This window comes from Pseudomonas sp. AC463 (assembly GCF_979253585.1).
In genome coordinates, this window is sequence record NZ_CEEDDZ010000027.1 from 15,945 (window position 1) to 29,585 (window position 13,641).

A 13,641-nucleotide genomic window follows, 5' to 3' on the forward strand; every position below is an offset into this window, starting at 1 on the left:
TTTCCTTGTCCGAACACTCGGTGAATGGCTGTGTTTTTGAGTGTAGGAACAAATATCAAATTTTTCCTGCGAAAGGAAAAACCTTTTTCAATCGGGGAAGGGAAAGGGGGGACAAAGAGTGTGAGGCAGGGTGCACTAAGTGCCGTGCCAATAGGGGTTTCGTCTGGTCGTGAGTTGCATTTCAAACTAACTGTGAAAGGCTGCGATTTACCATTGAAGTTGCCCCGGCAGGCTGTTCCCAAGAGAAATCACTGGTGCCGGCATTGCGCTGAACAATGTATCCAGCACAATTTTTTGTTGGCCTGGACGCTGCCGGCTAATCTGCGGGTTTTCCTGCGGAGGGCTTGAGCATGATCGACCTTGCGACCCTGGCGGTTTTTTCCAGTGCGGTGCTGCTGCTGTTGTTATCGCCGGGGCCGAATATGGCGTTTGTGATCAGCCATGGCGTGACCCATGGCTGGCGCGGCGGGGTGGCGTCGGCCTTGGGGATTGGCGTGGCGGACCTGCTGCTGACGGTGTTGACGGCCACCGGGGTGACGGCGTTGGTGGCCAGTTGGCCGCCCTCGTTTGATCTGATTCGTTATGCGGGGGTGGTTTATCTGCTGTGGCTGGCGTTCAAGACCTTGCAGAAAAGCCCGCGCCTGGACGCGGCTCACGTCAGTCGAATACCGTTGGGCCGTGTATTTTGGCAGGCCATGTTAAACAGTTTGCTGAACCCCAAGGCGCTGCTGTTTTTTCTGGTGTTCCTGCCGCAATTCGTGCGGCCTGAGGCGGGAGCCATTGCCACGCAACTGATGCTGCTCGGCGGGGTGTTGACGTTGATCGCGGCAGTGTTTCACCTGCTGCTGGGGGCTTTTGGCGGAGCGCTGAGCCGATTTTTTGCCAAGCGCTCGCAAGGCGCGTTGCTGCAAAAGTGGGGACTGGCAACGGTGCTGACGCTGCTGGCCGTGCGCCTGGCGTTGATGTCGCGGCCCAACTGAATGCCCGTGTGGCGAGGGAGCAAGCTCCCTCGCCACAGGTATTGCGTCAGCCCAGCCGTGCCGCCGCCCGTGCAGTGATCTCACCACGCACCCTGCGTGACTCCACTACGCGTTTTTTCGCCTCTTCCAGCACATGCGCGGGCGCCGTCTGCGGGCTGCCGGCGTTGAACGGCGGCGCTGGCGCGTATTCGATCTGCAACTGCACCAGTTGCGCCGCCGCCTCGCTGTACAACTCGGCCGCCAGCACCAGCGCGAAGTCGATGCCGGCGGTAATCCCGCCACCGGTGAACAGGTTGCCGTCGCGCACCACGCGGTCCTGGACCGGGATCGCGCCGAGCGGGGCGAGCATGTCGTGGTAGGCCCAGTGGGTGGTCGCCTTGCGCCCGCGCAGCAAACCCGCCGCGCCGAGTACCAGTGAGCCGGTGCACACCGAGGTCACGTAGCGTGCGGTCTGCGCCTGAGCCTTGAGGAAGTCCAGGGTCTGCTCGTCTTCCATCAAGGCGCCAACGCCCGAACCGCCGGGCACGCAGATCACATCCAGGGTCGGGCAGTCGGCGTAGGTGGTGGTCGGGGTGAACACCAGGCCGGTGCTGGACGTGATCGGCGCGAGGTCTTTCCACACCAGGTGCAGCTTCACGTCCGGCAGCGAACCGAGCACGTCATAGGGGCCGGTGAGGTCCAGTTGCTGGATGCCGGGGAACAACAGGAAGCCGATCTGCAAGGTCATGAATGAAGCTCCGATAAAGGGGTGGACGGCTTCACTCTAGAGGCCTAGGCTTTGGCGAATACGCCATTGAGCCCACAAATCACGCCAATCATGCCCAGACTCATCCACGTGCTCGCTTTTGATAATGCCCAGGTGCTCGACGTGACCGGGCCGTTGCAGGTCTTCGCCTCGGCCAACGACCTGGCGCGCCAGCGCGGCTTGCCGTTGCCCTACGCGGTCAATGTGATCGCCGACCAGGCCGAGCCGGTGATGACCTCCGCCGGCCTCGCGCTGGTGGCGCAGCCGCTGCCCGCCGCCGACGCGCCGTGTGACACGCTGGTGATCGCCGGCGGCTGGGGCGTGTATGGCGCTGCCGAAGACTTGTCGCTGGTGGATTGGGTGCGCGGAAAAGCCCGGCACACCCGGCGAATGACCTCGGTGTGCACCGGCGCCTTCCTGCTGGCCGCCAGCGGTTTGCTCGACGGTTGCCGCGTCGCCACCCACTGGACTCGTTGCGAAGAACTCGCGCGCAAATTCCCTGCGCTGACGGTGGAAGCCAACCCGATCTTTATCCAGCAAGGCGCGGTGTGGACCTCTGCCGGGGTCACCGCCGGCATCGACCTGTGCCTGGCGCTGGTCGAGGAAGACCTGGGCCGCGCCGTGGCCCTGGAAGTAGCGCGCCACCTGGTGGTGTTCCTCAAGCGCCCCGGCGGCCAATCGCAATTCAGCGTGACCCTGGCCCTGCAAAAGGGCGGCAGCCGCTTTGCCGAACTGCACGCCTGGGTCGCCGAAAACCTCACCCTCGACCTCAGCATCGCAACCCTCGCCGCCCAGTCGGGCATGAGCGAGCGCAGCTTTGTGCGCCACTATCGCGCGGAAACCGGGCAGACGCCCGCGCGCGCCGTGGAGTTGATCCGCGTGGAAACCGCGCGCCGCCAGCTGGCCGACAGCACGGCCTCGATCAAGCGCATCGCCGTGCAGTGCGGTTTCGGCTGTGAAGAGACCTTGCGCCGCAGCTTTGTGCGCGCCCTGGAAGTCACGCCCCAGGCCTATCGCGAGCGCTTCTGCGCGCCGGCTTGAACGAAAACGTACACAGTTGAACCAAGGTGCTATGTTGGCGGACTACCTTCCGCAGTCAGCTCGAAGTGCTGCGCCGCTACTCCCTCCGCCCCCGGCGTGACGCTGCCCATGAAACCATTGCCTGCGACCGGCGCCGTCCTCAGTGACGACTGCGCCAGCGAGCCTATTCATATTCCTGGCGCGATCCAGCCCCATGGCCTGTTGTTGACCCTCAGCGAGCCGACGCTGGCGGTGCTGCAGGCCAGCACCAACGTCAATACCGAGCTGGGCCTGGGCGCTGCGTCGTTGACCGGCCAGGCGCTGGGCAGCCTGATCGGTGAGGCGGCGCTGGCCCAGGTGCGGCTGGCCCTTGCGGATTTGGATGCCGATGAGGACGAGCTGCATCACGTCACCCTCAAGGGCGAGCAATACGACGCCTTGCTGCACCGCCACCAGGGGCTGCTGTTTCTGGAGCTGGAGCGCAGCGTGCTGCCCCAGCATGCGGCAGCCCTGCACGTCGCTCGCACCCTGCGTCGCTTGCAGTCGGCCAAGACCCTCGATGGGCTGTACCAGCTCTGTGTCACCGAAATCCGTGCATTGACCGGTTACGACCGGGTCACCCTGTACCGTTTCGAACCGCAAGGCCACGGCAAGGTGATCGGCGAATCCCTGAGCGACGGCATGCAGCCGTACCTGGGCCTGTGTTTCCCAGCCTCGGATATTCCGCCCCAGGCCCGAGAACTCTACCGGCTGAACTGGATCCGGGTGATTCCCGATGCTGCCTATACGCCGGTGCCGATCCTGCCGGCCCTGCGCCCCGACACCGGCCAGGCCCTGGACCTCAGCTTTGCGGTGCTGCGCAGCGTGTCGCCGGTGCACTGCCATTACTTGAAAAACATGGGTGTGCGCTCCTCCATGAGCATCTCGCTGATCAAGGACGAGCAGCTCTGGGGCCTGATCACCTGTGGCCACCGCGAGCCATTGCGCGTGCCCCATGAACTGCGCACGGCCTGCACCAGTGTTGGCCAGTTGCTGTCGATGCAGATCACCTTGCTGCAGGAACAGGAGGCGCGGCGTCAGCAGCTGGAAAAAACCGCCATGATCGACGTCTTGGCCAGTGCCATGGCACAGGACACCTGCGACGTGATGGAGAGCCTGCGGCCGCACGCGCAGACCTTGTTGAACCTGACGGCGGCCAGCGGGCTGGCGATTCTGGTGGAGGAGCGTTTGCACTGCTTTGGCGTATGCCCCGGCGAAGAGGAAATCCGCGCGCTCTACCCGTGGGTCCGTCAGCAGGAAAAAGGCGTAGTTGCCAGTCACCAACTGGGTGCGGACTTTGCGCCAGCCGCCGCCTACCAAGATGTCGCCAGTGGCCTGTTGGCGTTTCGCCTGCCCAAACCGGTGGACAACGCCGTGATGTGGTTTCGCCCCGAGGTCAAGACCACGGTGCACTGGAGCGGCGAGCCGATAAAACAGCGCGAAGCCTTGGCCACCTCACTGAGCCCGCGCCAGTCGTTTGAATTATGGAAGCAGCAAGTCGACGGCAAGGCGCAGCAGTGGTCGAGCTCTGAATTGCAGGCGGTGGAGAGCCTGCGCCGTAACGCCCTTGAGCATGACCTGGCGCGCCAGGTGCAGCGCGAGCATGCCGCCGTGCGTGCACGGGATGAGCTGGTGGCGGTGGTCTCCCATGACCTGCGCAGCCCGCTGACCATCCTGTTGATGCAATGCGGGATGATGCGCAAGCTGGTGCCCGTCGAAGAAACCAAGGCCAACCGGCGCCTGACCACGGCGATTGAAACCATGCAGACCGCCACGTCGCGCATGAACACGCTGCTCGAAGACCTGATCGATATTTCGCGCATCGAGGCCGGGCGCTACCGGGTGGCCCTGCAACCGCTGGAGGTGCGCGCGACCCTCGACCAGCTCGGCCTGATGTGGCACCCGCTGGCGGCGGCCAAGGGCATCAACCTGACGTGGCGCGCCCAGCCGAGGCTGCGCGTCCAGGCCGACCCGGAGCGGCTGTTCCAAGTGTTTTCCAACCTGCTCGGCAACGCCCTCAAGTTCACCGACCTGGGCGGCGCCATTGAGGTGATCGCCCAGGCGGCAGACGATGAAGTGCTGTTTCGCGTGTGCGACAACGGCGTGGGGATCGGCGAGGCGCAACTGCCGTACATCTTCGAGCGCTACTGGACTTCCCGCGAGGGCAACCCCACCGGTAGCGGCCTGGGTTTGTATATCTCCCACGGCATCATCCAGGCCCACGGTGGCACGCTCTGGGCCGAGAGCGTGGCCGGGCAGGGCAGTGTGTTCAGCTTCAGGATCCCGGCGGCGGTTTAGGGCCGCTCGAGCAGCTCAAAGAGTGCCGCCAGCGTCGCTTGCGGCGCCTCCTGGGGAATATTGTGGCCCACGCCGGGCAACACCTGGCGCCGGTAAAAGCCGCTGAAGTGTTCCACGTCGTCATCCTCTTGCGGCGGCGGGCCCACGCCGTCATCGGCACCACACAGCGAAATGCTCGGCACCGTAATCGCCGGTTGCAGCGCCAGCGCCTGCTCGATGGCCTCCAGCGCCGGGTCGCCGGGCGCATACATGAAGCGGTGGCGATAAGAGTGAATCACCACCTCGACAAAATCCGGGTTATCGAACGACGGTGCCGTCTGTGCATACAGGCCCGGCCCCGCGGCCCAGGTCGGTGACCACAGTGACCACAGCAACTCACACAACTCACGACGGTTGGCGGTCAGCCCGTCCACGCCGCGCTGGGTGTGGAAGTAAAACTGGTACCACAGCCGATGCTCCGTCTCGGGCGCGCGTGGCTTGAGGGATTTGGCGATGTCCTGGATGTTGTAGCCGTCGCCGGTCACCAGGCCGTGCACCCGGTGTGGCCAGAGTGCGGCGACGATACAGGCGGCGCGGCCACCCCAGTCGTAGCCGGCGAGGGTGGCCTTTGGAATCTCGAGTGCATCCATGAAGTCCAGCAGGTCCTGGGCCAGGGCGGCTTGTTGGCCGGAGCGCATGATTTGTGGGTTGATGAACCGTGTGGGGCCGTAGCCGCGCAGGTAGGGGACCAGTACCCGGTAGCCGCGCCCGGCCAGCGCTGGGGCGATTGCGTCATAGCCACGGGGGTCGTAGGGGAAGCCGTGCAGCAGGATGACGGGTTTGCCGCCGGTGGGGCCGTGGCTTTCGTAGGCGATGTTGAGCATGGGGGTGCGGGCGTAGAGCAGGGTGGGCATGATGGGTTCCTGTCTGGGGGGCTGCTGGAACTCTAGCTGAAACGAATGACGAACCTCGTTCGTATCGAAGGCAATATTCTTACTTGTCCATGGGTTGTAATGCGATCCAAATGTGGGAGGGGGCTTGCCCCCGATAGCAGTGGGTCAGTTGCAGATTTATCAACTGACACACCCTCATCGGGGGCAAGCCCCCTCCCACATTTGGATCTCCACACATCAGGTGAGCCGCAGTTGGGTTTTCAGGGCTGCCAGGTGGTCTTCTCCCCGCTGAGTTTGCGGTCCAGGAAGGTCGCTGCGCTGATCAACGCCAGATGGCTCAACGCCTGTGGCGTATTACCCAAGTGTCGGGCCTGGCTGTCGAACTCTTCGGCGTACAGGCCCAACGGGTTGGCGTAGCGCAGCAGCTGTTCGAATTCCAGGTGGGCTTTTTCCACCTGCCCGGCGCGGGCCAGGCATTCGACGTACCAGAAGGAGCAGGCGGCGAAAGCGCCTTCGGTGCCTTGCAGGCCGTCGATCTGGTTATCGTCGTTGCGGTAGCGGTAGACCATGCCATCGCGCACCAGGCTTTTCTGGATGGCTTCCAGGGTCGAAAGCCAGCGCGGGTCGGTGGCGGCGACGAAGCGCACCAGGGGCATCAGCAGCATCGAACCGTCGAGGGCGGTGCTGCCGATATGCTGGACGAAATGCCCGCGTTCCTCATTCCAGAAGTTGCTCCAGATGTCGGCGTAGATCGCCTGGCGGGTCTGGTCCCAGCGTGCAAACGGCGCCGGCAGTGAACGCTTGGAGGCCAGGCGGATCGCGCGGTCCAGGGCCACCCAGCACATCAGTCGCGAATGCAGGAAGTGATGCTGCTCGCCGCGCATTTCCCAGATGCCGACGTCCTTCTGGTTCCAGATTTCGCAGACCTGGTCGGCAACTTCCACCGTGTGTTTCCAGCCTTCGTGGGAGATGGCTTCGCCGTATTTGTTGACCAGGTACACCGCGTCCATCAGCTCGCCATAGATATCCAGCTGGATCTGGTCGACCGCCTCATTGCCGATGCGCACCGGCGTGGCGCCGCCGTGGCCGCTGAGGTGGTCCAGGGTGGTTTCGGGCAGTTCCTGGCGGCCGTCGATGCCGTACAGGATGTTGATCTTGGTCGGCTGGCCGCAGCAGTCGCTGACCCGGCCTTTGAGCCAGCGCATGTAGGCGTTGGCTTCTTCGACGAAACCCAGGCGCATGAAGGCGTAGACGGTGAACGAGGCGTCGCGGATCCAGGTGTAGCGGTAGTCCCAGTTGCGCTCGCCGCCCGGGGTTTCCGGCAGGCCGAAGGTCGCGGCAGCGATGATGGCGCCGTGTTTGCGCGAGGTCAGCAGCTTGAGCGCCAGGGCCGAGCGGTTGACCATTTCGCGCCAGCGCCCGCGATAGGTCGACTGCGCGATCCAGCCGCGCCAGAACTTCAAGGTGTGCGCCAGCGCCAGGTCGGTGCAGCCGTTGTCGACGCGCTCATCCTCGAGGCCGCCGAGCACGAACTCGGCATCTTCCTCCTGGTTCAGCACGAAGCTGGCCACTGCAGCGTCGGCCTTGATCTGCAGCGGGTGGCTGCTGGACAGGCGCAGGCCGGGCTGGCCGTCGGCATTGAAGCACACCATGCCGTTATCCAGCGTTGCGACGGTGGGCGTGCGCGCATAGTCATGGCGCACGGCGCAGCGCAGGTGAATCGTGGCCTTGCCGCTGACCACGCGCACCCGGCGGATCAACAGCGGCAGGTCATCGGGCTCTTCGCTGATCGCCAGCAGGTCAGTGATCTCCACCACGGCTTCATCGCTGAGCCAGCGGGTTTGCAACACATTGGTGTCGGGCAGGTAGATCTGCTCGCGGCGGGCGTTGGGCAGGTCGGGGGTGAGTTGGAAGGTGCCGGCGTCGGGGGTGTCCAGCAGTGCGCAGAAGATCGAGGGGCTGTCGAATTCCGGCCAGCAGTAAAAGTCGATGCTGCCTTTGTCATTCACCAGAGCGGCGCTGCGCATGTCGCCGATGATGCCGTGGGCATCGATGGCGCTTTGTGGCTCGTTGTTCAAATCAACCATTGTCTCGAAACTCCGGGTAAAGGCTCATGCCGCCATCGATAAACAAGGTGCTGCCCACTACATAGTCGGAGGCATCACTGGCCAGCCACACCACGGCGTTGGCCACGTCTTCGACATCGCCGACGCGGCCATAGGGAATCAATTTAAGCAGTTGCTGTTCGGCTGCACCTTCGGTGGCGGCGCGATTGATTGCGGTACGAATCGCCCCCGGTGCAATGCCGTTGATGCGGATGCGCTGTTCGCTGACTTCCTGGGCGAGGGTGCGCATCAGCATTTCCACGCCGCCCTTGGACGCCGCGTAGTTCACATGCCCGGCCCAGGGGATCAGTTGGTGCACCGAACTCATGTGGATGATTTTGCCGGCCGCCCGTGACACGCCGTCGCGGATGCCCTGGCGCTTGAAAATCCGCACGGCCGCGCGGGCACACAAGAACTGCCCGGTGAGATTGACGCCGATCACGGCGTTCCAGTCGTCGAGGCTCATGTCGACCAGCGCGGCGTCCTTTTGCATGCCCGAGTTGGCCACCAGGATGTCGAGGTGGCCGAAGGCATCGAGGGTCTGGGCAAACAGGCGTTCGACGTCGGCTTCTTTAGAGACGTCGCCGCCGATGGCAATCGCCCGGCCACCCTCGGCCTTGATCTGCTCGGCCAGGGCCAAGGCCGGTGCGGCCTGACTGTTGTAATTCAGCACCACGGCGGCTCCGGCCTGCGCCAGGGCCTTGGCTGCGCCGGCGCCGATTCCGGAACTGGCGCCTGTCACCAGGGCCACTTGTTGCTCCAACGAAATGTGCATTGCCCACCCGGCCTTAAATTCGTGAATTCATTCAGCTGACTGACGCCGCGCGGCGGAAGTTCACCGGTGTGATTTTAGCGACTACAACCATGGTGATAAATGGAATAAAAGGATAATAAGAAATAACCATAAGATACTAAAAAACCGCTCAAAATCGTTTGACAGGGTTTTTTTGCCGCGTGTCTTATAGGCACTCCTCAGCCCGCTCCGTTGGTAGTTCGGAAGTCATCGCGGGGCCTTTTATAAGAGATGTTTATGTGCCTTTCGGCCGTTAAAGGAGAACTACCAGAACAGGAAAAATTGCCGGCCTGTTCCGGCGTGCCAAAGTTAGTGATCTTCGATTGCGACGGTGTACTTGTCCAAAGTGAAGAAATCACCCTGTCGGTGTTGATCGACCTGCTTAATGCCCGTGTGTCGGGTGACTTCAAATTTGACAAGACGCGGTTTATAGAACACTTCCGCGGGCGCAAGATTGCTGATTGTTTACGCGAAGCCGAACAGTTATTGAATCTTGAACTGGGCACTCAGTTCGAGGCGGACTTTAGAGCGCAGGCGCTGCATGCGTTGACGCTTGAATTGAAAGCCACCGATGGAATCCTTGAAGTATTGCAAGCGTTGCACATTCCTTACTGCGTGGCCTCGAGTGCGCCGCGCAACAAGATAGAACATTGTTTGCGCGTGGCAGGGCTGTTTTCTTATTTTGAAGGGCGAATATTCAGTTGTTACGAAGTGGGCCGCTGGAAACCCGACCCCTTGGTGTTTTTGACCGCCTGCGACACTTATAACATCGAAGTGGGCGATGCCCTGGTCATCGAAGACAGTGTTGCCGGTGTTCAGGCGGCAGTTGCCGCCAATATTAAAGTGCTGGGTCTTGCGCCTGTCGAGCGGCATGCGCAGTTGGCCGAGGCCGGCGCCTTACCGTTTGCCGATATGCGTGAATTGTTGACCCTTATTAATTAGCGAACTTCCTCAGGGAGGAGGCGTTGTGAATACTCTCGGTTACATCGAACGGCTTAAACAGAATGACCCCTCTTCAGAAGTGTGGTGGGATTCCTCAACCGTGGTGTATGCGCCTTATAAAAACTACTTGCTGGATAAGTACCCGGCGGCGGCCGCACATATTGAACAGCTGATGCCGGATGACTTCTCGCAGGCCCAAGGTTTTTGCAGTGTCACCACCAACCCCCGGCTGGTAACGGCGGTTATTCTCGAAAAACGTGAGTACTGGGCATCGCGATTTAACCTGGCGAGCCTGGCCCCCGCCGAGCTGCGCAAGAAGCTGTACAACGAAGTCATCAGCGAAGGCGCCACGGCACTGGCACCGCTATGGGTGCAATCGGCCCAGGCCGAGGGGTGGATCTGTGCCCAGGTCGACCCGGTGGACGTGCGCTGCGCCGAACGCATGACCGCCCGGGGGCTGGAGCTGCGGCAGCTGGCACCCAATGTGATGGTCAAGGTGCCCGGCAGCCTGGAAGGGATGTCGACCGTCGAAGACCTGGTGGCCCAGGGCGGATCGGTGAATATCACCTTCTGCTTTACGGTTTCGCAGTTCCAGGCCGGTATCCAGGCGATAGAGCGGGGCATGGCCACCGCCCGCAGCAACGGGGTCGACACCCGCCACTGCAAATACGTGATCACCTTCATGATCGGGCGCTTTTCCAGCCAGCCCGAGTTTGCCTTGCAGGCGGCAGAACGTGGCCTGGCACTGGATTGCGAAGCGCTGCGCTGGGCCGAGCTGATGGTTTACGAGCAGATACAGGCGCTGGTCGCGGCCTCGACTGTGCCGGTCAAAACCTTGCTCTCCAGTATAAAAATCGATGTCGACGAGCGCGGCAGCAAGCGTTGCTGGCACCTGGAAAAAACCGGCCAGCGCGCGACCTGCTACACCCTGACGCCGGATGTGGTGGAGTTCCTGATCGAGCGCGAAAGCCACGGCAAACCGGTATTGCCGGCGGACGAGCCATTGCAGGTGCCGCCAGCGATCTTCGCCAAGCTGATCCGCATCCCGTACTTCTGCGAAGCGTATTTCCTCGACAGCCTCGAGCCGTACGACTTCAGCAACCACGAGGCGTTTATCAACGCCTGCAATGAAGCCAACAGCGCGCACCGGCGCCTGGCGGATTACTGCGTGCGGCTCTGCCCGGTGACGAAGCCTTTCAAGCGTTCGCTCAACGCACTGCTGGCGGCTGAATTCGGGGTGGTGGCATGAACCGGATGGTCGGGTTATGGGCGCACCCACGCTCGCGCTCCACCGTGCTTGAGCGAGTATTTATCGAGCGCGGGGATTTCGAGGTCTTCCATGAGCCGTTCGCCCATATGGCGTTTTCGGCGGACTCGGCGATCCCTTCGGATGAATGGGACCACAGTTTGCCGACCACGTACCCGGGTATAAAAGAACACTTGCTGGCGGCTAAACAACGTACGAATGTCTTTCATAAAGACATGTGTTACCACTGCCTGGATGACTTGAAAGTTGATCTGGCATTTCTGGCCCAGCAAGACAACATCTTTCTGATCCGCGAACCCGCCAGCAGTATTATTTCCCATCACCGCGTCCACCCGGATATGCCGATGCAAGCCATCGGACATAAAGCTTTATATGACATCTTTTGTGTGGTGACCAAACTCACCGGCAAAGTGCCCTATGTCATTAATGCAGATGATCTCGCCGCCGAACCTGAGCGGGTCATTCGAAAACTGTGTGAATATTTGGACATCGAGTTCCTCCCCCACGCCATGACGTGGAAGCGCGAGTGCCCGCCCCAGTGGAAAACCTGGAGAAGTTGGCACGTGGCCGCCGAAAACAGTGAACGGATTGTTTCGCCGCAGACGCAACCGGTCGATATGCAAGTGCTCGACCAGCATCCGAAGTTAAGAGCGTTGTACGAATACCATCGGACGTTTTACGCACGTATGAACGAATTTTGCCAATAGGGATTGTTGTATGAAAAAGTTAATTGTGACCGGCGCGGCCAATGGTATTGGTCGCGCGACTGTAGAACAGGCGATCCAGGACGGCTATTTCGTTATTGCTGCGGATAAAGATGCACAAGGTCTTGAGGTATTACAAAACCGTTATACGGCGGATGTATTGGAAACCCATATTGCCGACTTCTCGGATAACGCGGTAATCAAAGGTTTTATTCCCGGGTTGTATGAACGGCATGCGACGATTTATGGCCTGGTCAATAACGCCGGTCTTTACCACGGTAAAAGTGTCTACGCCTATTCCGATGAGCAAATAGACGAAATTCTCAATGTGAACCTCAAGGCCCTGGTTTACCTGTCCAAAGACTTTGCCGAACGCGAGATGCAGCACGAAGCCCCGCGCAGCATCGTCAATATCAGCTCGGTGGCGGGGGAGGTGGGCAGTTGCGACGCGCTCTACGGTGCCACCAAGGCCGCCGTGATTGGCCTGACCAAGGCCAACGCGTGGAATTTCGCGCCGTTTGTACGGGTAAACGCAGTGTCCCCGGCGCTGATTCATGAGACCGCGATCTACGCCACCATCCCCGAATACCGGCGCGCCGAGTACGCACGCCAGGAAATCCTCAAGGACCCCATCCTGCCCGGCGGCGTCGCCGAGGTGATCTTGCTGCTGGTGGGCGAAGGCATGCGCCACATGACCGGCAAGGTCATCCCGGTCGACAACGGAGCCTACCCGCGATGAACCCGTCGACACGCCAGAAAAAACTGCTGCTGGTGGGCGCCGGCAACCTGTGCCTGCAGATCCTGAAGATTCTGGGGCCCAAAAATGCCTTCGAGTTTGTGGTGCTGGGCCGCAATGAAGAGGCCACGATCCGGCTGTGCAACCTGGTGGCGTTGTCGTGTGCGCAGTTGGGGCAAACCATTGCGATCAAGCCGGTGATCGCCGACCTGACCGATATCGGCCGGGTCACCCGTTTGCTGCGTGAGGAGGCGCCGGACATGCTGGTGAACTGCGCGTCGTTGCAGTCATGGCGGGTGATCACCGGCTTGCCCAAGCTGACGTTCGAGCAACTCGACCAGGCGCAGTTCGGCCCTTGGCTGCCGATGCACCTGACGTTGATGCACAGCCTGATGCAGGCGGTGAAGGCCTCCGGCATTGCCGTCAAAACCGTGAATGCGGCCTTTCCCGATGCGGTCAACCCGATCCTCGCGCGGGTCGGCCTCGCGCCGGATATCGGTGTGGGCAATGTGGCCAACCTGATCCCGGCCACGCGTTTTGCCATCGCGCGGCTGCTGGAATGTTCACTCGATGACGTGCAGGTGCAGCTGTATGCCCAGCATTACTTCAGCCACTACGTGCCGCGCGGTGGGCTGCCGCCGCGGGCCAGCTACCGTCTGCTGTACGAGGTGCGCGACCGGCCGAACGTAGCCCGCCTGCCGGCCGAGGCGATTTTTTCTACGGTGAAAACCGAGTTCAGCCGCCTGGGTGGCGTCGACGGGCAATTCCTCACCGCCTGTTCGGCGGTCACCGTGATCGAAGGGCTGTTTTCACCCACTCCGGTGCTGGTGCATGCCCCCGGCCCCCTTGGGTTGCCGGGCGGGTACCCGGTACGTCTGCAGGAGGGGCGCATCGAGGTGCAGTTCTCCGCGGCCTGCCCCCAGGACGAGGCGGTGCGCATCAACACCATCTGCCAGAGCCAGGACGGTATCGACGAAATCCATTGCGATGGGTCGGTCACTTACAACCCGCAGTGCATGGCCGTGATGCAGGCAATGCTGGGGTATTCGAAGACCACCATGTCCATCGAGCAGTCCGCCGATTTTGCCGGCGAATTGGCGAGCAAGTATTCCGCCTTTAAAAATTCAACCTGGTAGGTGT

General features: G+C 61.7%; 12 protein-coding genes. 8 read left to right on the forward strand and 4 right to left on the reverse strand.

From position 1 onward, the window contains the following. The first annotated feature begins 350 nt into the window (after window positions 1-350). Window positions 351-980, forward strand: coding sequence for a LysE family translocator (locus AC0IYH_RS26085; protein ID WP_471836924.1), 630 nt, complete (start codon window positions 351-353; stop codon window positions 978-980). A 46-nt stretch (window positions 981-1,026) separates the two neighbouring features. On the opposite strand, the gene inhA is transcribed toward AC0IYH_RS26085, so the two are convergent. Beyond that, window positions 1,027-1,707, reverse strand: coding sequence for an isonitrile hydratase (inhA, locus tag AC0IYH_RS26090; protein ID WP_471836926.1), 681 nt, complete (start codon window positions 1,705-1,707; stop codon window positions 1,027-1,029). 90 nt (window positions 1,708-1,797) lie between these two features. On the opposite strand from inhA, the gene AC0IYH_RS26095 reads away from it, so the two are divergent. Next, on the forward strand, window positions 1,798-2,766 hold the full coding sequence (locus AC0IYH_RS26095; protein WP_471836928.1) for a GlxA family transcriptional regulator: 969 nt from the start codon (window positions 1,798-1,800) through the stop codon (window positions 2,764-2,766). A 108-nt stretch (window positions 2,767-2,874) separates the two neighbouring features. After that, on the forward strand, window positions 2,875-5,082 hold the full coding sequence (locus AC0IYH_RS26100; protein ID WP_471836930.1) for an ATP-binding protein: 2,208 nt from the start codon (window positions 2,875-2,877) through the stop codon (window positions 5,080-5,082). Here the strand turns inward: AC0IYH_RS26100 and AC0IYH_RS26105 are convergent. The 3 genes from AC0IYH_RS26105 to AC0IYH_RS26115 all read right to left on the reverse strand — a co-directional run bounded on the left by AC0IYH_RS26105 (window position 5,079) and on the right by AC0IYH_RS26115 (window position 8,834). Next, the gene (locus AC0IYH_RS26105) at window positions 5,079-5,975 is read right to left on the reverse strand and encodes an alpha/beta fold hydrolase (protein ID WP_471836932.1); all 897 of its coding nucleotides are present in this window, start codon (window positions 5,973-5,975) and stop codon (window positions 5,079-5,081) included. The two genes, AC0IYH_RS26100 and AC0IYH_RS26105, sit on opposite strands and share 4 nt — an antisense overlap. Before the next feature lie 239 nt (window positions 5,976-6,214). Next, window positions 6,215-8,041, reverse strand: a complete 1,827-nt coding sequence (locus AC0IYH_RS26110) for a glycoside hydrolase family 15 protein (RefSeq protein ID WP_122772817.1) — start codon at window positions 8,039-8,041, stop codon at window positions 6,215-6,217. Then, on the reverse strand, window positions 8,034-8,834 hold the full coding sequence (locus AC0IYH_RS26115; RefSeq protein WP_471836934.1) for a glucose 1-dehydrogenase: 801 nt from the start codon (window positions 8,832-8,834) through the stop codon (window positions 8,034-8,036). The genes AC0IYH_RS26110 and AC0IYH_RS26115 overlap by 8 nt, the downstream gene beginning before the upstream one ends. 255 nt (window positions 8,835-9,089) lie before the next feature. Here AC0IYH_RS26115 and AC0IYH_RS26120 point away from each other — a divergent pair, with 255 nt between their 5' ends. Genes AC0IYH_RS26120 through AC0IYH_RS26140 form a run of 5 tightly spaced genes read left to right on the forward strand, consistent with a single transcriptional unit; the run spans window position 9,090 to window position 13,637 of the window. Then, entirely contained in the window at window positions 9,090-9,794 is a 705-nt protein-coding gene (locus AC0IYH_RS26120; protein WP_471836936.1) for an HAD family hydrolase, read from the forward strand. A gap of 25 nt (window positions 9,795-9,819) precedes the next feature. Continuing rightward, a complete protein-coding gene (locus tag AC0IYH_RS26125) occupies window positions 9,820-11,043 on the forward strand; it encodes a transaldolase family protein (protein ID WP_471836938.1) in 1,224 nt (407 codons plus the stop codon). After that, on the forward strand, window positions 11,040-11,768 hold the full coding sequence (locus AC0IYH_RS26130) for a sulfotransferase-like domain-containing protein (protein ID WP_471836940.1): 729 nt from the start codon (window positions 11,040-11,042) through the stop codon (window positions 11,766-11,768). The genes AC0IYH_RS26125 and AC0IYH_RS26130 overlap by 4 nt, the downstream gene beginning before the upstream one ends. Window positions 11,769-11,778: 10 nt before the next feature. After that, a complete protein-coding gene (locus AC0IYH_RS26135; protein ID WP_471836942.1) occupies window positions 11,779-12,504 on the forward strand; it encodes an SDR family NAD(P)-dependent oxidoreductase in 726 nt (241 codons plus the stop codon). Next, window positions 12,501-13,637 carry a Rossmann-fold NAD(P)-binding domain-containing protein gene (locus AC0IYH_RS26140; RefSeq protein ID WP_471836944.1) on the forward strand — a complete coding sequence of 379 codons (1,137 nt, stop codon included), beginning with the start codon at window positions 12,501-12,503 and terminating at the stop codon, window positions 13,635-13,637. The genes AC0IYH_RS26135 and AC0IYH_RS26140 overlap by 4 nt, the downstream gene beginning before the upstream one ends. Window positions 13,638-13,641 lie beyond the last annotated feature (4 nt).